The sequence below is a fragment of the Tindallia texcoconensis genome (assembly GCF_055383815.1).
In genome coordinates this window covers 873,628-897,250 of the sequence record NZ_AP042431.1, presented here as the reverse complement: position 1 = coordinate 897,250, position 23,623 = coordinate 873,628, and the positions used below count along the sequence as shown (strand labels likewise).

Here is a 23,623-nt window from a genome sequence, read left to right as displayed (position 1 = left end):
AGGTGTGACAGATGGATCCGTTACAGAGAAAAGAGAATAGAATTATGGAGATTCTTCGGCAAGGCGAAAAACCTGCAGAAGCATTTCAGGTAGGTGTGGAGCTGGAACATATTGTGGTCAACCAAGAAACAGGAAAGAGTGTTTCTTATGATCAACCTCATGGGATCAGGGATATCTTAAAACAAATGGTAGATGAACAGCATCAGCCTGTTATGGAAAAAGATTTCTTAATTGGACTGAAACATGCAGATTATGCCATTACCCTGGAACCTGGTGGGCAAGTAGAGATAAGTATAAAGCCTTGTTATGAGACGGAAGAAGTTTTAAACATCTATGGTGGGTTTTTAAACAAAATACTACCGATTGTATCTAGTCAAGGACAATGGCTTTTATGTATTGGCTATCATCCCGTATCTTCTATTCAGGACATCCCTTTTAATCCAAAACAACGATATGCTTATATGTCGGAATACTTGATACAATATGGTAGGTATGCCCATCATATGATGAAAGGAACCGCATCCTTGCAAGTAGTCTTAGACTATGAAAGTGAGGAAGATTTTACACAAAAATTTCGAGTGGCTCATTTTCTAATGCCTCTATTGGCTCTTTTAACAGATAATGCACCTTTTTTTGAAGGAAAAGCCGCGGCTCATCCTAGTATTCGTACGGCGATTTGGGACGAGACAGATCCGGCCAGATGTGGGTTAATACCAGGCGTAATGGATAAGGTTTTTGGATATCGTGATTATGCACGATATATCCTGAGAACCTGTCCTATTTTACTGAAAGAAGAAGATGGGTTTAAAGGATTCAAGGACAAAACGGCAGGAGAAATTCAAGGCTTTGAGGATTTAACCGACGCTGAAGTTGATCATATTCTTTCCATGGTGTTTCCGGATGTCCGAGCAAGACAATATATTGAAATAAGGATGGCAGACTCTATCCCTTATCCCTACAACTTTGGTTTTATTGCACTGATAAAAGGTATTTTTTATCAGAAAGAGGCATTGTCTTATTTATATCGGCTATCCCTCGGTATGTCGGATGCCAAACTGGCTCATGGGAGACAGCAAGTTATGGAAAAAGGATATGATGGAAAATTCATGGGGCAGTCCTATGGAGAGGCCTTGATGATGATTTTTGATTTAGCTCGTAGAGGGCTAAAGGAAGAAGAACAGAAGTGGCTTTCTCATTTGGAATCATTAGTAATACGGAAAGAAACCCTGGCATCCATAGAAAAAGAAAGAGCCCGTCAGAATTCCAAATGGATGCAATGCCTTAGGGCTGATCATGGCTTCGAGGAGGAGAGTTCATGAAGACAACTCCTAGTACTTTCTTTAAAACCTATGAAGAAATGGTTTTAAAAGATCCTGCAGGATTCTGGCAAGGGTATCAAGAAGCATTGGCAAAAGTAGCGGATTCCCCGGCTCAATACAAAGGAAAGCCAGTGGAATTTCTTTTTCAGCCCTTTTTTTTAACATTGGAACAATGGTCTGATCTAGAAAAAATAACTGAAAAGATGGGAATGCTGATTCATAAAGTGACGCAGCAGTATTTAAAAAACCCGAAATTCAGAGCATATTTTGATTTTGATCCCTTGATGGAAACCTTGATTTTAAAAAAGCCAGGATACTCTCAGGAGATGCCCATGGCTCGCATGGATGTGTTTTATCATTTTGATGGTCGATTTCAGTTTTGTGAAATTAACACAGATGGGTCTTCAGGAATGACAGAGTGTAGAGAATTACAGCGAATTATTCGGAACTCGCCGGCAGTTGAATTGTTGCCAGTGGCGGAGGGGGATATTTCAGAAGGGGAGTTCTTTGAGAGTTGGGTTAGTTCTTTTTTGGAAAATTACTGGGAGTTTAGTGGGGGTAATACCCCTCCGAATGTTGCTATTGTAGATTGGTTTCAAAGTGAAATTGCCTCTGAGTTTGTGGAATTTCAAAAAGTTTTTGAAGAAAAAAATTGTCCTGCAAGAATAGTGGATGTACGTCAATTGACGTATCAAAATGGAAAGTTGATGGCAGGAGATTTTCATATTGATGCGGTATATCGGCGAATAGTAAGCTGGGAATTGGTGGAGCGGTATCCGGAAACAAAGGCATTGATAGATGCCTACTTAGCAGGAGACGTGTGTGTCGTTGGTCCGATCCGTTCGCAAATTCCACATAACAAGCGTTTTTTTGCAGTCTTGCACCAAGAAGAAGCCACAGACTTTTTGAATAGAGAAGAGAAAGAATTTATCCGTCAGCATATCCCGTATACCGCTATTTTAAGCAAAGACCACCTTGAACAGTGGGACCAATGGGCGAATCATAAAAATGAGTATATTATAAAACCGGAAGATTGGTATGCCTCTTCCGGTGTTTATGCTGGAAAAGACTATGATCTTCAGCAATGGAAAAATATGCTTGAGCAGTATGCAGGAAAAGACTATTTGATTCAGCGCTATTGTGATGTTCCGCACATGCCTATGGCAATGTTTCGTGAAGGAGAGGCATGGTTTGAAGACCAGCAATATCTAATGGGGTGTTTTGTCTATAATCAAAGATTCCAGGGTCCTTACATTAGGACAGGAAGAAAAAGCATTATAGGATCGGTGGTGGAGTGCTATACAGTTCCCGCCTATCTTCTTGTCAATCAAACACAGGATTGATAGAAAGGACATTCCCCCCACTTATAGAAGTGGGGGTATCCTGGTCTAAAAGAGAGATGAAAGGAGAACTAAAAAGCCGCTCCTTGGAAAGATGGATTATCATTCAAGGAATCTGGAGATCGCGGATGGAAGAAAATCTATAGATGAGGTATAATAAGAGCATGAAGGAATGACAAAAGGTGGCAGGAGGGTTTTGGTTGGGAATGAAATGGGACCGACAGTATTTGAAGTATACGTTGTACGCCTCCTTGACAATTGTGATTGCTATCGTGTTTTATCATGCCATTGATAATCTTGCAATCTTTGTCGATAGTATTGGGAATGGTTTCCAGTGGCTCCGAAAGTTGTTGAGTCCATTTATCATCGCAGGCTTTATTGCGTATTTACTGAATCCAGGCGTACGGTGGTTTGAAACACGTTTTTATCGACGCATTTTGGGCAAAGAGAAGAGTCCAAGCCTTCGGAGAAATATCAGTATTTTCAGTGTATACCTTATTTTTGCTGGGGTGCTGACAGCCTTAGTGTTGATTATTGCACCACAAATTGTCTCTAATGTTCGGGATATCGCCAAACGGGCGCCAGAATATGCGGTGATGATTGAGGGGCTTATTCAGAGATGGTCCACGGATTTTCGAAGCATTCAAATTTATCACATGAATGTTGACTTATATGACTTTGCAGGACCCCTTGAAGAAAATTTGGATCACTATTTAGATCGTGCCAGTGAAATTATGGAAATTTCTGTTTCTCTGTTGGTTAACCGTGCCATGGCGATTACTTCTGGATTTTTAAACTTTATTTTGGGACTGGTGATCTCTGTGTATGCCTTGGCAGATAAGGAATCTTTTAAAAATGGCTTAGAGTCAATGCTGAAGGCTTTTATCCGTAAGGAACGCGTGGAAAAGATCAAAGAGTTTGGTCGTGAAGCAGATTACCTTTTTTCTCGTTTTATTGTAGGGAAGTCCATTGATTCTCTGATTATCGGGATTCTATGCTATATCGGAATGCTGATGATGGATATACGATATGCGTTGCTTTTAAGTGTTTTTGTTGGCGTCGCCAATATGATTCCCTATTTTGGACCTATCCTTGGGATGATTCCTGCAGGTCTTTTAACACTTATCGATAGTCCTATAAAGGCTTTTTGGGTAGTGGTTTTTTTATTAGCGTTGCAACAGTTTGATGGTCTTTATTTGGGCCCCAAAATTCTAGGAAGTAGTGTAGGTATGCCGCCTTTTTGGGTTATTTTTGCTATTATCATTGGAGGGAAGCTTTTTGGAGTTATGGGAATGTTTCTTGGTGTTCCAGTATTTAGCGTGATGAGGCTTTTTTTTCAAAAACTATTTTTGGCATTAATTCAACAAAAAGAACAAGAGGAATAAAAATACTATTTTGCAGGTGCATAAGAACGCCTGTCTATGGAGGGATTTCATGAAAATAGAAATGACAACACAAAAATCAGAATTACTGGAAGTAGACGTGCTGGCCGTTGGTTTTTTTGAAGAAGAGTTATGCCTAGGAACTTCTATGCAGGAGATTGATGAAAAGATGGAAAGTCAATTGACAGCTATCTTGGAAGAAAAGAGTTTTAAAGGCAAAGAGAAAGAGTCTGTAATACTGCATACCTTTCATAAAATTCCTGCTAGAAAGTTGATGTTAATTGGCTTAGGGAAGAAAGCGGAGTTTAGTCCATCTGCCTTAATGAAGGGAGCAGCAGAAGTATGCCGGCAAGGGAAAAAAGCAAAATGTACTCGAATAGGGTTTTTACCTTTTCAACAAGATGCCCCTGAAATGCCAATGTCAGCAGAAACTGCAGGTCGGTTTATTCATGAAGGGGTTATCACGGGTCTTTATGAGTTTAATCAATATAAAACAAAGGAAGAGGAAGATCTTAGCATTAGTCATGTGAAAATTATAATGCCTTTAGGCTGTGAAGACAGTGAATTTACAAAAGGCCTTAATATTGGAAAAAGCATCGGGGAAGGAATCGTTCTTGCTAGAGACTTGGTAAACGAGCCAGCAAATCGAATGACACCTGAAAACTTAGCTTTGGAAGCAGAAGCGCTGGCAACTCGAAAAGGATTGTCGGTAGAAGTGATGGATCAAGAAGAAATCGAAAAATTGGAAATGGGTTGTTTCCTTGGCGTGGCCCAAGGAAGTATTCATAAACCCAAGTTGGTCGTTCTTCGTTATGATGGAGATGGAAAGAAAGCGGAACAGGTCATTGGATTAATTGGAAAAGGATTAACATTTGATACTGGTGGAATTTCCTTGAAGCCTGCATCGGGGATGGAGGAAATGAAAACAGATATGGCAGGGGCTGCTGCGGTGATAGGAGCCATGTCGGCAATTGCAGATCTAAAGCCATCTGCCAGCGTCATAGGAATTTTGGGGATTTGTGAAAACATGCCCTCTCATAGAGCCTATCGTCCTGGGGATGTGCTGACAGCTATGAATGGCAAAACTGTGGAAGTAACCAACACAGACGCAGAAGGGAGACTGGTGTTAGCAGATTGCCTTAGCTTTGCAGGGAGACTGGGAGCAACCCATCTCATAGATATAGCGACATTGACGGGAGCTTGTGTCATTGCCCTTGGGGATCATTACACAGCTTCGATTTCCAATAATCACCAATGGCAACAGGCGGTTTTGGATGCTGGAAAAGAAGCAGGAGAGAAACTTTGGCCGTTGCCGCTGGATGCCATCTATAAGGAGCAGCTAAAGAGCGACATAGCCGATCTGGTTAATGCTGGTGGACGACAAGCAGGGGCTATTACGGCTGGAATGTTCTTAGAAGCTTTTGTGGAAGAACGTCCCTGGGTACATTTGGATATTGCTGGAACCGCAAGAACTTCCAAACCAGCTCCTCATCAACAAAAGGGAGGAACAGGATCGGCTGTGAGCACATTAGTTCAGACGGTTTGCAATTTTTCTTCGAGCTTTTTAGAAGACGAGGCATCCAAATAGTTGACAAAATGCTGGAAACTCTGTATAATAAAAAGAAACCCATACCCTGGGGGATAGGGAGGCGATCTTATGAAAATTAGTGTAACAGAAGCAGCTAAGCAAGAAATTATAAAGCAAAACCAAGACGGAAAAAAAGTTCGTATCTACGTTTCTGGAATTGGATGAGCAGGGCCAAGATTTGCATTGTCTCTGGATGAGGCAAAAGAAAACGACAAGGAACAAGTAGTAGATGGAATAGACTTTATAGTAGAAGACAGCACCTTTAGTCAGTTTGGAGCAGTTAACGTAGACTTTAGTTCTGGATTCCTGGGAAAACGGTTTATGGTAAACTATGCTGGCGAAGGAGCCGGAGGGTCTTGCTAAAAAAGAAATAGAAAAGCATAGAAAAGCGGTGTTAACCGTTTTTTCTATGCTTTTTTTTTCTTAAGAAGGGTACAATAGCAATAACGTAAAAAATCAATTGTCTTTAAAGTGAATCAGAACAGAAAGAGAGGGATTGCCTATGTTGGTAAAAAAAGTAGTTATTGCTATGGATTTCTCCCCAGCTTCCAGTAGATTGCTTAATTGTATCCAAGAACTTAGGGATAATGGTTTGGAAGAAGTGGTATTGGTCCACGTGATCGATCTTCGAATTGGAGAAGATCGTTCTATTGTTTCTATTCAGAAAGAGACAGAAGAAAAATTACAGGCCATCGCTACAGACCTAAAAGAAAAAGGAGTAGCGGCTAAAATAAGTGTTTTAGGTGGATTTGCTGCATCAGAAATTGCCCATGTAGCAGAAAAAGAAAAGGCCTCCATGATTCTTATTGGTTCTATTGGAAAAACAATTTTAAGAGAAATATTTTTAGGCAGCACAACCTTTGATTTGATTCGCATGACTACCACCCCAGTATTAATTGAAAAATACCGAAAGGATGAAGATGAAAAACTTCAAAATGTATGCATCAGTAAATTTGAAAAAATTGTGGTGCCTGTTGATTTTTCCAGATGTTCCCAAGTGGTATTGGATGAAATAAAACAAATAAAGGGTGGCATTCGTGAAATCATCTTGATTGCCGTCGCTGAACATGGTGAAACACGGGAGGAAGTGGAAAGGATTTTAGAGGATTATAAAGAAAAATTAGAAGAAATTGCAGAATCCTATCGTCAGATGGGCATTATTGTCCAGGTGAAAGTGGGCGTGGGATTGCCCTCTAAAATCATCACCACAACAGCCGAGCAGGAAAATGCAACTTTGATCGTTATGGCAACTCGAGGGGCTGGTTTATTGAAGTCATTATTGCTGGGAAGCACATCGGATGCAGTTTCTCGTCATTCCAAACGACCAGTGTTATTGATCCCTTGCGGAAAATAAAAAAAGAAAATACCATTTGACAAGGGTGCTGAGTAATTGTATAATAGTCAATTAAATCAATTGACAATCTCTTTCATTTATGGTAAACTCTATACAGGAATGGGTGAAAGAGGTGATGATTTGGCTGATCGAAACACGCTGGGCGAAATCAAGAAAACCATCGAGGGGTATCTGGGAAAGCGAGTCACACTCAAGGCGAATAAAGGAAGAAAAAGAATTGTAATTCGGGAAGGTATATTGGAAGATACCTATCCCAGCATCTTTATCGTCAAAGTATTTGGTGATTTTGATACGATTCGAAAGGTGTCTTACAGTTATTGCGATGTCCTTACAGAAACCGTTGAAATTACTGTATGTGACAACAACAGACCGATTAAAGTCAGTTAAAGTCGTCTTTGGACGACTTTCTGACTGTGAAAAATAAATAGTCCTGTAGAGAACAGAAATATGTCTGTTCTCTACAGGACTATTTATTTTTTGTATTCCAAAGAAAAAACTTGCATAAATATATATGGTAATGTATAATTATGAAAATCTTGATAACGGAGTGATGAAAATGAAAAATCAATTGTGGACGCACAAAGGTGGATCTTTAGCGGCTGACAGCGATCATACATTAAACAAAGTTTTGGAAGAAACTAGATCGTGGAAAGGGAAGAGTGTATTAACGCTGAAAAATCATTCGCCAGAAGAAATTAAAAGTTTATTAAAATTAGCATTGGAATTGAAAAATCAGCGAAGGTTTGGGCGACATAATGAGTTATTGAAGGGGAAAAATATTGTGCTTCTATTTGAAAAAACATCGACCCGAACTCGATGTGCTTTTGAAGTGGCTATGATGCAGGAGGGTGGCAATGCTACTTTTTTGGATATGAAAGATTCGCAAATGGGAAAAAAAGAGTCTGTTGAGGATACAGCAAAAGTATTGGGGCGTTATTATGAAGGTATTGAATTTCGAGGCTATAGCCAGAAGACGGTGGAAGCCTTATCGGCTCATGCAGGAGTTCCAGTTTGGAATGGGTTGACGGATGACTACCATCCTACACAAATATTGGCAGATTGGATGACGATTATGGAAAAAGTAGACAAACCATTGGAAGAAGTAACCATTGCTTATGTAGGGGATGCTCGGAACAATATGGCCCACTCTCTGATGATTGGTGCGGCTAAAATGGGAATGAAGTTCCGTGCCGTATCCCCGGTTTCCTTAGCTCCGGATAAAGCCTTGATGACAGAAATGGAAGAAGTAGCGAAAGAAACCGGTGGGACCATTGAATGGTTTGAAAATCCATCAGAGGGGGTAAAAGGTGCTGATGTCATTTATACAGATGTATGGGTATCGATGGGAGAAGAAGAACAGTTTGAAGAGAGAATTAAGCTTTTGAAGCCTTATCAAGTAAATGGGTTTTTAATGAATAAAACTGGTAATCCAGAGACCATCTTTATGCACTGTCTTCCAGCATTTCATGATACGGAAACCCTTATTGGAAAAGAAGTGTATGAAAAACATGGGATTTCAGAGCTGGAAGTGACAGATGAAGTCTTTAGAAGCTCTAAGTCTGTTGTTTTTGATGAAGCAGAAAATCGGATGCACACGATTAAAGCCATGCTCATAGCTACCATGGGTCCCACTGGTCATTTTTAATGGAAGGGGTCTCCAAAGACAGAGGCCATCATGAAATTGGCCTAGGAATAAAACCCAATAAAGAAGGGAATAGGGTGTTTAGGAAGATTAGATGAATCGTAAAGGGGCGTAAGGATGGAAGCGATACTTTATCTTGAAGACGGAACGACATATAAGGGGAAAGGATTTGGGAGAATAGGGACGGCTGTTGGAGAGATGGTTTTTAATACGTCTGTCACCGGCTACCAGGAGATATTGACGGATCCATCCTATGCAGGTCAAATGCTTACAATGACATACCCTCTGATTGGGAACTATGGAGTTTCTGTGACGGAATCTGAATCCGAGGGGATTTATGCTCGAGGAGTGGTGGTGAAATCCATCTCAGATCATCCATCCAATTATTTAAGCCAATGGACCTTAGATGGAATGATGAAGCAAATGGGGCTTATAGGGATCTCGGAGGTTGATACCCGAAGTATTACCCGGAAAATACGGAGAAGTGGTGTTTTAAAAGCTGTGATTTCCAATGAAAACCTCCAGATGGATGTATTGAAAAAAATCCTTCGGGAAACAGCGTTGCAAGAAGACTGGATGAAAGTGGTGGGTACTCAGGAACCTAAGCGTATACATGGTTCAGGATTTCGAGTGGCACTTTTGGATATGGGCGTCAAGTCAAATATAGTGGAAGCACTGAAAAAAAGAAATTGTGACATCATGATATTCCCATATCACACTTGTTTTGAAGCCATCAAAGCCTACGAACCCGCGGGACTGGTTCTTAGCAATGGGCCTGGGAATCCAGCTCAGGCGGTGGAAGGAATTGAACTGATTCGTAGCTGGATGAGTAAAATACCAATCTTTGGAATTTGTATGGGACATCAGCTGTTGGCTCATGCCTTGGGAGGAAAAACCTATAAAATGAAATATGGACACCGAGGCGGGAATCATGGGGTGTATGATCATTTAAAAGACAGAGCCTACATTACATCTCAAAATCACGGGTATGCCGTTGAAGCCGAAAGCGTGATAAACAAGGGGATGACCATAACCCATAGCAACTTAAACGATGATACCGTAGAAGGCATGCAGCATCATGAATTACCAATTTTTTCCGTTCAATTCCATCCAGAAGGGTCGCCTGGTCCTCAAGATTCTGAATACCTTTTCGATCAGTTTATTCAACTTATGAAGGAGAGAACGCTATGCCCTTAAACCAACAGTTGAAGAAAATCCTAATTCTTGGATCTGGCCCCATTGTCATTGGTCAAGGGGCGGAATTTGATTATTCAGGGACCCAAGCCTGCAAAGCCATAAAAGAGGAAGGGATCCAAACGGTTTTGGTAAATAGCAATCCAGCAACGATTATGACGGATACGGATATTGCCGATGAAGTGTATCTGGAGCCTATGACTCAGGAAAGCATTTTGGAAATAATAAAAAAGGAAAAACCGGACGGGGTCCTAGCTGGTTTCGGAGGACAGACGGCTTTAAATATTGCCATGACCCTTCAGGAACAAGGCACCTTGGAAAACTTAGGGGTATTGTTGCTGGGAGTTGAAAGTGAAACCATTCGAAAAGCTGAGGATCGAGAAGCTTTTAAAGAATTAATGGAAGAAATTCAGGAGCCAGTAGCTCTTAGTATTATTGCCACGAATTTGGAGCAGTGCGAAAAATTTGTCCAAGAGGCTGGATATCCACTGATTATTAGACCAGCCTATACCTTGGGTGGATCTGGTGGTGGTATTGCTGGAAATCATCAAGAATTGATGGAAATTAGCCAGCGGGGAATGAAAGCGAGTCCTATCGGACAGATACTGTTGGAACAAAGCGTGGCTGGCTGGAAAGAAATTGAATATGAAGTGATTCGGGATCATAAAGATAATTGTATGATTGTGTGTAATATGGAAAATATGGACCCAGTAGGCGTGCATACGGGAGACAGTATTGTCATCGCTCCTTCCCAGACTCTGCGAGATGCAGAATATCAGATGCTGCGACAAGCATCGATTAAAATTATTCGTAGTTTAAAGGTAGCTGGTGGGTGTAATATTCAGTTTGCTATGAATCCGGAAAGTAGTGAGTATGTCGTCATTGAAGTGAATCCGAGAGTTAGTCGTTCCAGTGCCTTGGCTTCTAAGGCCGTAGGATATCCTATTGCGAAAATTGCAGCGAAAATAGCTGTTGGCTATAGTCTAAATGAACTTAAAAATGCAGTAACACAAAAATCAAGTGCTTTTTTTGAGCCGACATTGGATTATGTGGTGATAAAATATCCAAAGTGGCCCTTTGAAAAATTCAATCATGTTAATCGAAGTCTAGGAACTCAGATGAAGGCAACGGGAGAAGTCATGGCCATTGCCAGGAGTTTTGAGGCAGCCTTGCTAAAAGCGATTACCTCTTTGGAAGGGGGATTCACAGGACTTCGAATGGAACAGATGGCTAGGCTTACAAAGGAAGCTTTAGAAGAAAAAATTGGAGCCTGTGACGATGAAAGGGTATTTGCCTTGGCGGATGGGATTCGCCGGGGGTACAGTCTGACAGCACTGTTTAACATGACCAAGATGGATTTATGGTTTCTTCGGGGTATTCAAAACATTGTTGAGATGGAAAGAAGCCTGGTATCGGAAGCTATGAACCATAAGCTTTTATTCCGTGCAGAATCCATGGGATTTGTTGATGAAGAAATCCTTGCTTTATCTGGAAGGAATTCATCGGAACTGGAAAAAATGCGACAAGAAAATCAAATATATCCAGTATATAAGATGGTGGATACTTGTAGTGGAGAGTTTGAAGCTGTGACCCCTTATTATTATTCATGTTATGAAGAGGAAAACGAAAACCGCATTAGCTCCCATAAAAAGGTATTGGTTATTGGGTCTGGGCCCATACGAATTGGTCAGGGAATTGAATTTGACTATTCTTGTGTTCATGGAGTATGGGCCTTGAAAGAAGCAGGATATGAATCCATTATGATGAACAATAATCCAGAAACCGTAAGTACAGACTTTGATACAGCAGATAAACTTTACTTTGAAACACTTCATATTGACGATGTGATGAATGTTATTCGTCAGGAAAATCCAGAGGGCGTTATTGTCCAGTTGGGAGGACAGACTTCTGTTAACTTGGCACCAGCCCTTTATGAACGAGGGGTTCCGATTCTTGGTACCCAATTTCCCTCCATGGACTTAGCGGAAGATCGCATGAAGTGCAATGAGTTTTTACAAAAAAATCATATAGCTACGCCCAAGGCCATGATGGTTGCAAATGAAGAAGAAGCCATGTGGAAAACAGAGGCATTGGGGTACCCAGTCATTGTCCGTCCCTCTTATGTTATCGGGGGAAGAGGTATGCAACGTCTTCAAAACCCAGAGGAACTCAAGCATTACTTAGGGGAGAAGAAAGAGGCATCTATGAAATTTCCGCTGTTTATTGATCAATATATTCGAGGGATGGAAGTAGAAGTGGATGCAGTAGCAGATGGAATGGAAATTCTGATTCCGGGATTGATGGCCCATATCGAGAAAACAGGTGTCCATTCGGGAGATAGTATTTCTGTGTATCCAGCCAAGCATCTAAAAAAAGCGGTGATAGATCAGTTAGAGAATATGACGAGAACCATTGTAGAAAAGATGAAACTGGTGGGATTAGTCAATATTCAGTATGTGATACAAGGAGACCAAGCCTATGTTATTGAAATCAATCCTAGGGCTTCTCGAACCGTACCAATTCTTAGCAAAATAACAGGTGTACCAATGGTGAAATTAGCAGTTGGAGCTATGTTGGGAGAAAAAATTGAGAATATGGGATATGGAAAGGGTATGCTTCCGCCCAAGCCATATTATGCTGTTAAAGTACCAGTGTTTTCGGCGGAAAAGCTTTCGGATGTAGATATGGCATTGGGACCCGAGATGAAATCAACAGGAGAAGTGCTGGGAATTGATCCAGACTATACCGTGGCTCTTATGAAAGGATTTATTGCTTCAGGGATCACGCTACCGGAAGAAGGTGGGATTTATTTTTCCTTGAAGGATTCGGATAAAAAAGAAGGGTTGGAGTTGGCAAAAATCTATGGAGAAATTGGATTTACATGTTTCAGTGCCCATAAGACCCTTGATTATCTAAGGAAACATGGGATTCCCTGTCAAGCAGTGGCAGGAGATGATTTGTTGAATCTGATTCAGAATGGAAAAATAAATATGATCATCAATACACCGACCCGTGGACAAGGAATGGACTCTAGAGGTCATAGGCTTCGGAAAATGGGGATTTTATATAAGATACCAACCTTTACCGTGTTAGAGACAGCAGAAGCATTTCTGCAGGTGGTCAAAAAGAAAAAAGCAGGCCTACAGATGCAGTACAAGCCCTTGAAAGAATATTTGGCCATGGAAAAACAGAAGGAAGCATAAAGGGAGTTTAAGGAAGAAGCCGCAAAACTAATTGTGGCTTTTTTCCTGTGGTGACAAATTGATTAAGCTGGAAATTAAACATGCTTTGTTGTACAATGAAAGGCAGAATACCTGAGAAAATACTGAAATACAACTGGCCATAGGAGTGAAGGGATTGAAACGGATACAAGAAAAAGCATATGCAAAAATAAACTTATCTCTGGACATTCTTGGAAAGCGTAGGGATGGGTACCATGAGGTTTCTATGGTGATGCAACAGATTTCTTTGTGTGATTTACTAGAAGTCCAGCCAGGGAATAGACCGGGAATTAGATTAACATCCAATAAGTCTACCCTTCCCCTTAATCGAAATAACTTAGTTTATGGTGCTGTTCAATCTTTGGCAGAATACCATGGCATCGATATCAAGAAGGAATGCCTTCAAATACATATTGAAAAGCGGATTCCAGTGGCGGCAGGATTAGCTGGAGGAAGTGCAGATGCAGCTGCGGCTTTTCGAGTGATGGATCGGTACTGGAAAAAGCAGACGCCAGAGGATGTGTTGGCGGAACTTGGTGAAAAATTGGGCGCAGATATCCCTTATTGTTTGATGGGAAAAACGGCTTTAGCCCAAGGAATCGGGGAACAACTTACGCCCATTGGAACCAAATCGCCTCTTTGGTTGGTGTTGGTAAAGCCTCCTTTTTCTGCCTCTACAGCCGATGTATATCGGGAGTTTCAGATGGAGAAAATGACACAGCGTCCAGATAATGAAAAACTCATAAAGGCACTGGAAAGTGGAAATCTTGCAATGATGGCAGAGTCTATGGGCAATGTATTGCAACCAGTTACGGTAGGGATGATTCCAGAAGTAGAAGCAATACGAAAAAAACTGATGGAATTCAATGCGTTTAGAGCAATGATGAGTGGTAGTGGGCCTACGGTTTTTGGTTTATATAAAAATAAGCAGCAGGCTGAAAGAGCCCATGAAAAGTTAAAGCGGATTTATCGTGAAACCTATTTAGCCCACACCATTGTAAGATAATGGAGGGCCATTTGAATGTCAGATTGATGGGAAAGGTTGATGGTATGAGTTTGATTAAAGTGCTGGTATTATTTGGAGGGCCGTCATCGGAACATGAAGTGTCCCTGATGTCTGCGGCTTCAGTTCTAAAGCAAATGGATATAAAAAAATATGAGATAATTCCTGTGGGCATCACGCCAGAAGGCTTCTTTCAGCTCTATGAAAAACAACATCAAATTCAAGCAGGTACATGGAATGGATTCGAAGAAGCTAGTTTTCAGTATCGAGACCATCGAAAAACCGTTACTCTGACTCCGGGAGAAGCCTCTTTAAGGATTCATTATCCGGAAAAGGATCAGAAGCTGATGGTGGATGTTGCATTTCCTATTCTTCATGGACCTTATGGAGAGGATGGAGTGTTACAGGGATTGCTGGAAGCTTGTCGAATACCGTATGTTGGTTCAGGGGTGCTGGCATCTGCTTTGGCCATGGACAAAGGGATGACCAAAAAAATACTCGAAAGAGAAAATATAAATCAGGCGCCTTATCAGGTGATATCTTTGGCCTCGGCCATGCCTATAGAAGAGAAGATCTTGGAGACCTTGGCACAGTCTTTATCATACCCTATGTTTGTTAAGCCAGCACGGTTAGGCTCTAGCCTTGGAATCAGTAAAGCATCGAATCCAAGAGAGTTGAAAACAGCTTTGGAAAAAGCAACGGCTCATGATTCCAAAGTAGTTGTGGAAGCCTTTGTTGAAGGACGAGAAATTGAATGTGCTGTGTTAGGGCATCATCGGAATCCTAGGGTAGCACTACCAGCAGAAATCATTCCATCAAGAGAATTTTATGATTATGAAGATAAATATTTGGCTGGGAAGAGCAGTTTTCAAATTCCGGCAACTCTTTCAGAAAAGGAAATAGCAACGGTTCAAAAAATGGCAATCCAAGTATATCAGCTTTTAGAATGCGAAGGGTTGGCTAGAGTAGATTTTTTCTTAGATCCTAAGTCAGGGGATTGGATGGTCAATGAAATTAATACGATGCCAGGCTTTACTAAAATCAGCATGTACCCAAAAATGTGGGAGACTTCTGGTATGCCCTATGGAGAATTAATCCGCTTCCTGATAGAAGAAGCTTTAGGGCAACCAACCCTTTAACCTCGATGATGCAAGGAGGGGATGGACTTGGAGAAGGATAAGAAGGAATTAGAGCACTTAAGGAGAAGGCTTCAGGAATGTCAGGCGGAAGTAGATCGGTTAAAGCAAAGAGAAGAAGAGCTGATGCAAGAGCGATTGCAGGAAGAAAAATTGGAATTTGCCTGGGCTGGGAATTTAGGTCATTGGGAAATGGATTATGTCACAAGAGAAGTTTTCGCGAATCATTTAAAGTTGGAAGCATTGGAGTATGATCCTGAAAAAGACGTTTTCACGATTGAAGATTTTGTAGGGATGATCCATCCAGAGGATCGTGATCAAGCTAATCGAGACATGCGGGATCATTTATGTGGTCATAAACCAGTTTATGAGACAGAATACCGAATTTTAACACGAACGGGAAAAATTAAATGGTTCTATGATCGGGGAAAGATCATCCAATGGACACCGACAGGAAAACCACATCGAATTCGGGGCATTGTATTTGATATCACCGATCGAAAACAAGGGGAAAAACAAGTATATGAGTCGGAACAGGCTTTAAAAAAGTCCAACCGAATTATGAACCGAATGATGCGTATTATGGCCCATGACCTTAAAAATTCCATAGGAAATGTGGTAAGTATATTTGAGATGATGTTGGCATCGCCAGAAGATTTTGATTTAGAGGAAAAAGACATGCTTTTTCAAGAATTACATGGTGCCTCTAAAAACAGCTATACCCTTTTAGAAAATATTTTACAATGGGCAACGGTACATCAAGGGAATGTAAGTTTGGATGTGGATCGGTTTCCTCTATTGCCAGTGTTAGAAGAGGTGTTAGCTCTTTTTCAAGCACAGGCAGGGCATAAAAAGATTTTTATTGGGATCGACCCAGAATTAGAAGCAGACATATGCATTCAGTGCGATTATAATGTTCTGAAAACGGTTCTTCGAAATTTTACAAACAATGCCATTAAATACACCAAGTCCCAAGGAAAGGTTCTTTTGTTTGCGGAGAAACAGAAAGAGGGAATTTTGGTGGGAGTAAGGGATACAGGCGTTGGAATGACGGAGAAACAAGTAACAGAGATTAAAACGGATAAGGTGGAGAGTCAGAATGGAACTGCGGATGAAAAAGGTACCGGCATGGGTCTTTTAATCTCAAGGGAGTTAATTCAGCAAATTGGTGCATCCTTAGTGGTTCGAAGTAAGATAGGAGAGGGTACTACCATGGCTATTTGCTTCAAGGATACAAAAAGATGAAGAAAAGAGGGTGAAACCTTGAAAAATATCAAATGGGTAGACTTAGGAAGGATGGAATATGAAGAAGCTTTTGCCTTGCAGCAACAAGTCAATGGGTATTTGAAACAAAATCCTTCAATACCAGGATTCTTATTTTTTGTGGAACATCCCCCAGTTTTTACATTAGGAAGAAATCATAAGGAAGATGATTTTTTATTTCCTGTGGAGCTTATTAAAAACCAGGGTTTTCAAGTGTTTGAAAGTAATCGAGGTGGCAATGTAACGTATCATGGACCTGGTCAGGTAGTTGGATACCTGTTGGTGAATATGGCACACTTCAAAAAGGATGTTCAATGGTTTGTGTGGCAGATGGAAGAATGGGTAGTAGCAACCTTAAAAGACTTTGATTTAGAAAGCCAGCGGAAAGAAAAGTATCGGGGTATCTGGGTAGGTGATGAAAAAATCTGTGCACTGGGAGTGGCGATTAAACGATGGTCCACCATGCATGGATTTGCGCTAAATCATCATACAAACCTAGAGCATTTTACGTATATTAACCCTTGTGGGATTACGGAATTTGGCGTTACCTCAATGGAAAAACTGGGCATTACGAAAACTCGGAAAGAAATAATAGAAGCCCTAAAAAGAAATTTTGAATCCTTATATAAGGCAAAGTTACTATCGACAACCTTGGAGGAGGTAAAAAAAATTGCCAGTGAAACGGAAACCAGAATGGCTTAGAAAAAAAATGCCGGACAAAAAAAGTTTGGACAAAATGCAAGCCATGGTGAAAGACTTATCCTTGCATACGGTGTGTCAAGAAGCCAATTGTCCGAATGTGGGCGAGTGTTTTGAAAACCGGACAGCGACGTTTATGATTATGGGAGATATATGCACCAGAGGTTGTCGTTTTTGTGCCGTTGGAAAAGGGGAGACCCAGCCTTTGGATATCGATGAACCTCGGCATTTAGCAGAGGCTGTTTCGGAATTGGGACTGAAGCATGCAGTCATTACCTCTGTAACAAGGGATGATTTATCTGATGGTGGAGCTGCTCACTTTGCAGAGACAATCCAGGCAGTCAGAAGATTGAATCCTTCCACGAGTATTGAAGTGTTAATCCCAGATCTTCAGGGCCAGGAAGCAGCCTTGGATGTCATCTTGGAAGCAAAACCAGAAATCCTTAATCACAATATAGAAACTGTGCCTTCTCTGTATAGGAATGTCCGACCTGGAGCGAATTATCAAAGGTCCATAGAATTATTAAAAAGAGTAAAAGAAAAAAATCCTTCGATTCTATCCAAAACTGGGATTATGGTAGGGCTGGGAGAAAAAGAAAAAGAGATGCAAGACGTTATAGATACATTAGTCAAGATAAAATGTGATATACTGACCATTGGTCAGTACCTTCAACCATCGGATGAACACCTTCCAGTGGAAGAATTTGTCACCCCAGAACAGTTTGATGTTTATAAGAAAATGGGTCTTGCAAAAGGAATTTCTTTTGTAGAGAGTGGGCCTTTTATCCGCAGCTCCTATAATGCGGCCCGGGCCATGGAAGTCCTTAAAGATCATTGAAAAGCCATGCCTGTGGCTTTTTTTTTATGAGAAATTAGTATACGCAAAGGGTGTGGAGACTAGTTTTGAGGCCTGACCATCACCGAGGCCAGCTAGGTCTAAAAGAGTGTGGCGTTTAGGGGATTATTTCTGAGGGGATTTCTGTCATAAGGTTGAATGCTTTAAGCCTATGGGGGTACATATCTTGTAAGGAATCCTACTTTTATATCAATAGGATCCCCGAAAGGTGAAAGCATCCACATGTTGCATTGAATTGAAATAAGGCATATAGGGGCAGAAAGGGTGAATTTTTTGGGGAAAGAAAAACTCATTGTCATAGGTGGTGTTGCCGCAGGCATGAGTGCTGCGTCAAAAGCCAAACGAGAAAACTCAGAACTAGAGGTAGAGGTATATGAAAGAGGAGGATTTGTGGCGTATGGCCAGTGTGGACTTCCTTATTACCTGGCAGGGCATCTAGAAGATCCAGAAGAGCTGGTGGTTCGAAGACCTGAAAAATTTCAAGAAGAAGGAATCGATATTTATCTCTATCACGAAGCCGTTGAACTAGATCCTGAAAAGAAAATAGTGTCTATCAAGGAGATAGGAACAAATCTGGTCATGGACAAACCTTATGATTACCTGGTGATTGCAACAGGAGCAGATCCAGTTTTTCCAGATATGATGGGAAGAGATTTAGAGGGTGTTTTTCTGTTGAAAACCATTCCAGATGCCAAAAAGATTCAACAATGGATGAAAGATCCAAGTAGGAATCAGGTGATTCTTGTGGGTGGTGGGTATATTAATGTAGAAGTAGCTGAAGCTATGTTGGTGCAAGGGAAGCAGACCACTATTATTCAACGTCCCTCCCAACTGCTGAACAATATGGATTTCGAGTTTGGGGAGGCTGCTTTGGAAGAACTGAAAAAACATGGGGCAACGGTTCGATTGGAAGAAACAGTAGAAAAAATAGAAGGAGAAGGGAAGGTTCAGCGTGTCGTAACAGATCGACAATCCTACGAAGCGGATTTGGTTATTTTTGCTCTTGGAATCAAGCCAAATACTGGATGGCTAAGAGGCTGTGGAATCAAAATGTCGGAAAAAGGTGCCATTGTGGTAGATGCGCAAAGTCGTACAAATCTGAAGGATGTGTATGCTGCAGGAGATTGTGCCACTGTGTTTCACCGAATTTATCAAAGGGATGTTTATTTTCCTCTAGGGACAACGGCTAACAAACAGGGAAAAATTGCTGGTAGTGTAATCGGTGGAAAAGAGGCAACCATGGCAGGGATTTTGGGGACGTCTATTGTAAAAGGAATGGACTTGGCTTTTGCTAAAACTGGCCTGACAGAAAAAGAAGCGAAACAAGAAAAGATTCCATACAAGACGGTTACAGTCAAAGGCCTGAACCATGCGAAATCCTACCCAGGGGCTTCGAGGGTCATTATAAAACTTATTTATCATCGTGACAGTCGCAGTTTGTTAGGGGCACAGATGATATCCCCTGTAGAAGCTGGGAAACGGATAGATGTCTTGGCACTGGCTATTCATCAGCAGATGACACCGGAAGCATTAGCCCTCGTGGACCTTAGTTATGCACCACCTTTTTCTACGGTGTGGGATGTCGTTCAAGTTGCAGCCAATGCAGCTCCTTGATCATTGTGAGGGCGAGGGATCATTTTATTTGGGACTCCATGATCTATCAGTGCTCTGAAGACTATGGATTGCTCACTTGATTTTATCGTTTTTGTTGAACACTACTAGAAAGGAGTCATGTGATGATAAAAAACTATGTGATTGATACCAATGTGATGATTCATGATCCACTATTTCTATATAATTTTCAAGATAATCATTTGATCCTACCCCTGGTAACGGTGGAAGAGTTAGATGGGCTCAAGAAAGCATCCGGTATGGTAGGGTATCATGCCAGACAGGTTTTAAAGGAACTGAATAAAGTAAGAGAAAGAGGAGATTTTGTGGAAGGGATTCCATTGCCTTCTGGAGGGTTGATTCGAATTGAAATGAATTATGTAGATGTAGCCAATTTGCCAGAAGGAATGGATTCCAAAAAAAATGATAACCGGATTTTATCCATTGCAAAAGCAGTAGCGGAAAAAGACAAGGAAAGACCAACTATTTTAGTTACAAAGGACATGTGCATGACCGTAAAAGCCGATGCACTGGGATTGACAGTGCAAGACTATGAAACGGATAAAATTCGAACCGACGATTTGTATCAAGGCTTCAGTGAATTGACCATGGCTTCAGAAGAAATGAATCAAGTGTATGCCGGAGGACTGGATGTGCCTAAAAACTTAACGGATTCAGTGCATCCCAATCATTTTTTTCATATTAAAAGTCAAGATCAAGCAGGCCATGAGTTGTTAGCAAAATTGAAAAATAATAAAATACAACCCTTGGAGTACGTTAACGAATATACCTGGGGACTGAAACCCATCAACAGAGAACAAAAAATGGCCATGGAGTTACTCCATGATCCGAAGATTCATTTTGCAAGCATCATGGGCGGTGCTGGAAGCGGAAAAAGCATTCTTAGCATTGCCTATGCCTTACAAAGTGTCTTAGAGAAAAATCTTTTTCGAAAAATCATTTTTGTTCGACCTGTGGTTCCGGCTGGAAACGATATTGGGTTTTTACCAGGAGAAGAACGAGAAAAACTGAAGCCATGGATGCAAGCCTTTTACGATGCCGTGGACAACCTGTTTGATCAAAAACAAAAATCAAAAGGGGAAGAGAAAACCAGACAGTATTCAAAAGGTGAAAAGCCGGACTTTTCTGTGGAACATTTTATTAATACTTATATGGACGCAGGTGTTTTGGAAATGAAGACTTTCAATTATATGCGTGGAAGAACATTATCCAACGCATTGGTTATTGTAGATGAAGCCCAGGAAACCACGCCGCATTTAGCCAAGTTGATGCTGACTAGAGCAGGCGATGGGGCTAAGTTTTTGTTTTTAGGAGATCCATCAGACAATCAGATTGATAATGTGTTGGTTGATTCCAAGTCAAATGGTCTGGTATATACCGTTGATCGAATGAAGCCTTTTGAAATTACAGGACATGTCACATTGCAGCAAGTAGAAAGAAGTCCTTTGGCCCAATTGGCAGAAAAACATATGTAATCTGGATGATGGCCTGAGAAAAAAGATCATAAACGGCTAGAACATAAAGATTCGTCAGAGTAGAGATAGGATTCGACGGTTAGAAAAGGGGGGAGTATCATGGATTACTATCATGTAGCCAATCGCTTTTTATGGCTCTATTCACTATGCGTCAGTTTTTCGATTGTGGTGATGGTAATGAACTTCCCCTATCAACAACAAAAACAACGGTTGTTGGGTGCTATATTTGGGGTTTCTATGGTTGGATATTTAATGAATGGATTACTGCTTATTCCTGGTCTTCAAATTGATCAAGTCTATTGGATGGCAGAAACCATGCTATTGTTTTTAGTCATGTTGATCTATGGCGATATCATTAAAGAAAAAACCAACCCGTTATCTTTTTTTATAGTAGGGATGGTTGGGAGTGTGTTTTTTTTCTGGATGACCCATAGGTTTGCAGCTGGATGGATCACACGGATAGATCATCGCTGGGCTCCTTGGTTTCTATGGTTGCCAGCTATCATAACGACTTATAAAATGAACCGAGGCAAAGAAGTCTTTACACGATATCATTATGGGTTGTTTATGGTGGTGATGGCTTATACGGTTCAGTTTTTTCGTGGATCTCTCTATGCCCTAGAAGTATCTTTGCTTCTAAAGGTAGGGGGGTATACCATGCTTTTAACTCATTTTTCCAAAATGATGGAGGATGAAATAAAAGAAATGCAATCTCTAGCGGCCACCTACCAGCGTCGTTTGAAAAAAACAGCAGATCATGCAGTGAAAAAGCGAGAAAACGAAATCATTCGAAGTCATCAGACTCTTCTAGAAAATGCTAAAAAGGATGGTTTAACAGGGGCTTTTAATAGGATTAGCATTATGGACTTTATTGATGAACAAATCAGGCATAACGATGGTTCTTCTTTTTCTGTACTGATGTTTGATATCGATAAATTCAAAGAGGTGAATGATCGGTATGGTCATGTAAAAGGAGATGTTGCTCTAAAAACACTATCTTCTGTGACACAGGGCGTCATACGAGATCAAGATTATCTTGGGCGCTATGGTGGAGATGAGTTTATTGTCCTGCTTCAGCAACTCAATTTGGCGGAAGGAAAACTGGTGGCGGAACGCCTCTTGAGAAAAATCCAAGACACCAAAGACCCACATTTTACGATTTCAATTGGGATTGCTGTTTACCCTGAAGATGGAGATAGTGTGACAGAACTTATCCAGAAAGCAGACCTAGGGTTATATCGTTCTAAAGAAAAAGGTGGAAATGAGGTTTCTCATTATGACGTATTTTGAGCCAATAGGTGGGGTAACCTTAGGAGATGGTGGTTGTTGAAATAGGTATCATCCTGTATAATGAAATATAAGCAGGTATTTCGTCATGCTGATGGAGAGGGAAACCATGATTAAAAAGGTTAAAACCAGTTATGCTCAGGAAAATACAATCTTAGCCGAAGCAGTCTATAATTCCCAAGGCAAGCTACTTTACTCTAAGGGTACGCCTATTTCTATTTTTAATCGGACGGAAATGCATATGGAAGGCATTACATCGATCCGGATATACGATAGGCTATTGGATTATCAACTGCAGGAAATTATTCGGCCAGAAATACAGAAAAAAATGACGGTTCAGCTTAGGCATTTAGTGAGAATTCGTGGAAGATCGGAAAAGGAAAGTCAAGAGTTTGAACTGTATGAAGTACGGTCAATGATGAGTTCTGTTGTAGAGGATTTTCTGAAAGAAGAAGCCGTCATGGAAAAGCTGGTTAGTATGAAAACGGCCTATGAATATCTCTATCAACATTCTGTAGGAGTTATGATTAATGCCATGCTCCTAGGGACCAGTCTTGGGCTGCCGAAAAATCAATTGGAAATCCTTGGACGAGCAGCTATTTTTCATGATATAGGTATGCTCTTTATTCCGTTGGAAATTATGGAAAAACCAAAACTATCGGAGGAAGAATTTGAAATTATTAGAAGTCACCCGAAAAAAAGTTATTGCTTTCTTCATGAGAAAGCGAGCCTTGGCAAAGAAGCTCTGATTGCAATTTTGGAGCACCATGAAAGATGGGATGGTAGTGGGTATCCAAAGGGAAAAAAAGGCAAGGAGACTGACGAAAAAGCCCAAATTATTGGCTTGGCGGACACTTTTGATTCGATGATCAATGATCGCTCTTATCGGAAGGCATATCCAATACCAGAAGTGTATGAGTATATTATGTCTCAGTCTGGCCTTCAGTTTAACCCAAAACTGGTACAAGAATTTATTCAAAACATTAATCCGTATCCGATTAATACATTGGCAGAGTTAAATGATGGAAGTTCAGGCGTTGTCATCAAGACCAACACACCATTTCATACACGTCCAGTGCTTAAAATCATTAACGGACCAATGAAGGGGAAACAAATAGATCTATTGACCAATCGAAATCTTATGATTTCCAGAACCTTAAAAGATCCAGGTGAGGCTTCTTTTTTAAAACATTTTGAAAAATGATTGAGATAAAGGAATACTAATTTATTGA

At 40.8% G+C, this 23,623-nt stretch carries 19 protein-coding genes; all 19 read left to right on the top strand.

Going from position 1 to position 23,623, the window contains the following annotated elements; all coding sequences use genetic code 11:
* Positions 1-11 precede the first annotated feature (11 nt).
* The 19 genes from ACZ47N_RS04255 to ACZ47N_RS04165 all read left to right on the top strand — a co-directional run bounded on the left by ACZ47N_RS04255 (position 12) and on the right by ACZ47N_RS04165 (position 23,595).
* Entirely contained in the window at positions 12-1,319 is a 1,308-nt protein-coding gene (locus ACZ47N_RS04255; RefSeq protein WP_464887892.1) for a glutamate--cysteine ligase, read from the top strand.
* Complete coding sequence (locus ACZ47N_RS04250) at positions 1,316-2,662, top strand: circularly permuted type 2 ATP-grasp protein (RefSeq protein WP_464887891.1); 1,347 nt, start codon at positions 1,316-1,318, stop codon at positions 2,660-2,662. The genes ACZ47N_RS04255 and ACZ47N_RS04250 overlap by 4 nt, the downstream gene beginning before the upstream one ends.
* A 203-nt stretch (positions 2,663-2,865) precedes the next feature.
* The gene (locus ACZ47N_RS04245) at positions 2,866-4,044 is read left to right on the top strand and encodes an AI-2E family transporter (protein WP_464888410.1); all 1,179 of its coding nucleotides are present in this window, start codon (positions 2,866-2,868) and stop codon (positions 4,042-4,044) included.
* 49 nt (positions 4,045-4,093) lie between these two features.
* Positions 4,094-5,629 (top strand): leucyl aminopeptidase, encoded by a 1,536-nt coding sequence (locus ACZ47N_RS04240; RefSeq protein ID WP_464887890.1) that lies wholly within the window; start codon positions 4,094-4,096, stop codon positions 5,627-5,629.
* A gap of 183 nt (positions 5,630-5,812) precedes the next feature.
* A complete protein-coding gene (locus ACZ47N_RS04235; RefSeq protein WP_464887889.1) occupies positions 5,813-5,992 on the top strand; it encodes a hypothetical protein in 180 nt (59 codons plus the stop codon).
* A 139-nt stretch (positions 5,993-6,131) separates the two neighbouring features.
* Positions 6,132-6,983: a universal stress protein gene (locus ACZ47N_RS04230; protein WP_464887888.1), complete on the top strand. Its 852-nt coding sequence runs from the start codon at positions 6,132-6,134 to the stop codon at positions 6,981-6,983.
* 36 nt (positions 6,984-7,019) lie between these two features.
* On the top strand, positions 7,020-7,370 hold the full coding sequence (locus ACZ47N_RS04225; RefSeq protein ID WP_464887887.1) for a Veg family protein: 351 nt from the start codon (positions 7,020-7,022) through the stop codon (positions 7,368-7,370).
* 169 nt (positions 7,371-7,539) lie between these two features.
* Positions 7,540-8,628, top strand: a complete 1,089-nt coding sequence (gene argF, locus ACZ47N_RS04220) for an ornithine carbamoyltransferase (protein ID WP_464887886.1) — start codon at positions 7,540-7,542, stop codon at positions 8,626-8,628.
* A 114-nt stretch (positions 8,629-8,742) separates the two neighbouring features.
* A complete protein-coding gene (gene carA, locus ACZ47N_RS04215; RefSeq protein ID WP_464887885.1) occupies positions 8,743-9,822 on the top strand; it encodes a glutamine-hydrolyzing carbamoyl-phosphate synthase small subunit in 1,080 nt (359 codons plus the stop codon).
* Positions 9,813-13,022, top strand: a complete 3,210-nt coding sequence (carB, locus tag ACZ47N_RS04210) for a carbamoyl-phosphate synthase (glutamine-hydrolyzing) large subunit (protein ID WP_464887884.1) — start codon at positions 9,813-9,815, stop codon at positions 13,020-13,022. Before carA ends, carB begins: the two co-directional genes overlap by 10 nt.
* A gap of 154 nt (positions 13,023-13,176) precedes the next feature.
* Entirely contained in the window at positions 13,177-14,046 is an 870-nt protein-coding gene (ispE, locus tag ACZ47N_RS04205) for a 4-(cytidine 5'-diphospho)-2-C-methyl-D-erythritol kinase (protein WP_464887883.1), read from the top strand.
* Positions 14,047-14,057: 11 nt separating this feature from the next.
* A complete protein-coding gene (locus ACZ47N_RS04200; RefSeq protein WP_464887882.1) occupies positions 14,058-15,182 on the top strand; it encodes a D-alanine--D-alanine ligase family protein in 1,125 nt (374 codons plus the stop codon).
* A 27-nt stretch (positions 15,183-15,209) separates the two neighbouring features.
* Entirely contained in the window at positions 15,210-16,424 is a 1,215-nt protein-coding gene (locus ACZ47N_RS04195) for a PAS domain-containing sensor histidine kinase (RefSeq protein WP_464887881.1), read from the top strand.
* A gap of 18 nt (positions 16,425-16,442) precedes the next feature.
* Positions 16,443-17,144: a lipoyl(octanoyl) transferase LipB gene (gene lipB, locus ACZ47N_RS04190; RefSeq protein WP_464887880.1), complete on the top strand. Its 702-nt coding sequence runs from the start codon at positions 16,443-16,445 to the stop codon at positions 17,142-17,144.
* Positions 17,119-17,979, top strand: a complete 861-nt coding sequence (gene lipA / locus ACZ47N_RS04185; protein WP_464888409.1) for a lipoyl synthase — start codon at positions 17,119-17,121, stop codon at positions 17,977-17,979. Before lipB ends, lipA begins: the two co-directional genes overlap by 26 nt.
* Positions 17,980-18,261: 282 nt before the next feature.
* Positions 18,262-19,611, top strand: coding sequence for a CoA-disulfide reductase (locus ACZ47N_RS04180; RefSeq protein ID WP_464887879.1), 1,350 nt, complete (start codon positions 18,262-18,264; stop codon positions 19,609-19,611).
* A 122-nt stretch (positions 19,612-19,733) separates the two neighbouring features.
* A complete protein-coding gene (locus tag ACZ47N_RS04175) occupies positions 19,734-21,104 on the top strand; it encodes a PhoH family protein (RefSeq protein ID WP_464887878.1) in 1,371 nt (456 codons plus the stop codon).
* Between the two features lie 99 nt (positions 21,105-21,203).
* Positions 21,204-22,394 (top strand): GGDEF domain-containing protein, encoded by a 1,191-nt coding sequence (locus ACZ47N_RS04170; RefSeq protein WP_464887877.1) that lies wholly within the window; start codon positions 21,204-21,206, stop codon positions 22,392-22,394.
* A gap of 106 nt (positions 22,395-22,500) precedes the next feature.
* On the top strand, positions 22,501-23,595 hold the full coding sequence (locus ACZ47N_RS04165) for an HD-GYP domain-containing protein (protein ID WP_464887876.1): 1,095 nt from the start codon (positions 22,501-22,503) through the stop codon (positions 23,593-23,595).
* The last annotated feature ends 28 nt before the right edge of the window (positions 23,596-23,623 follow it).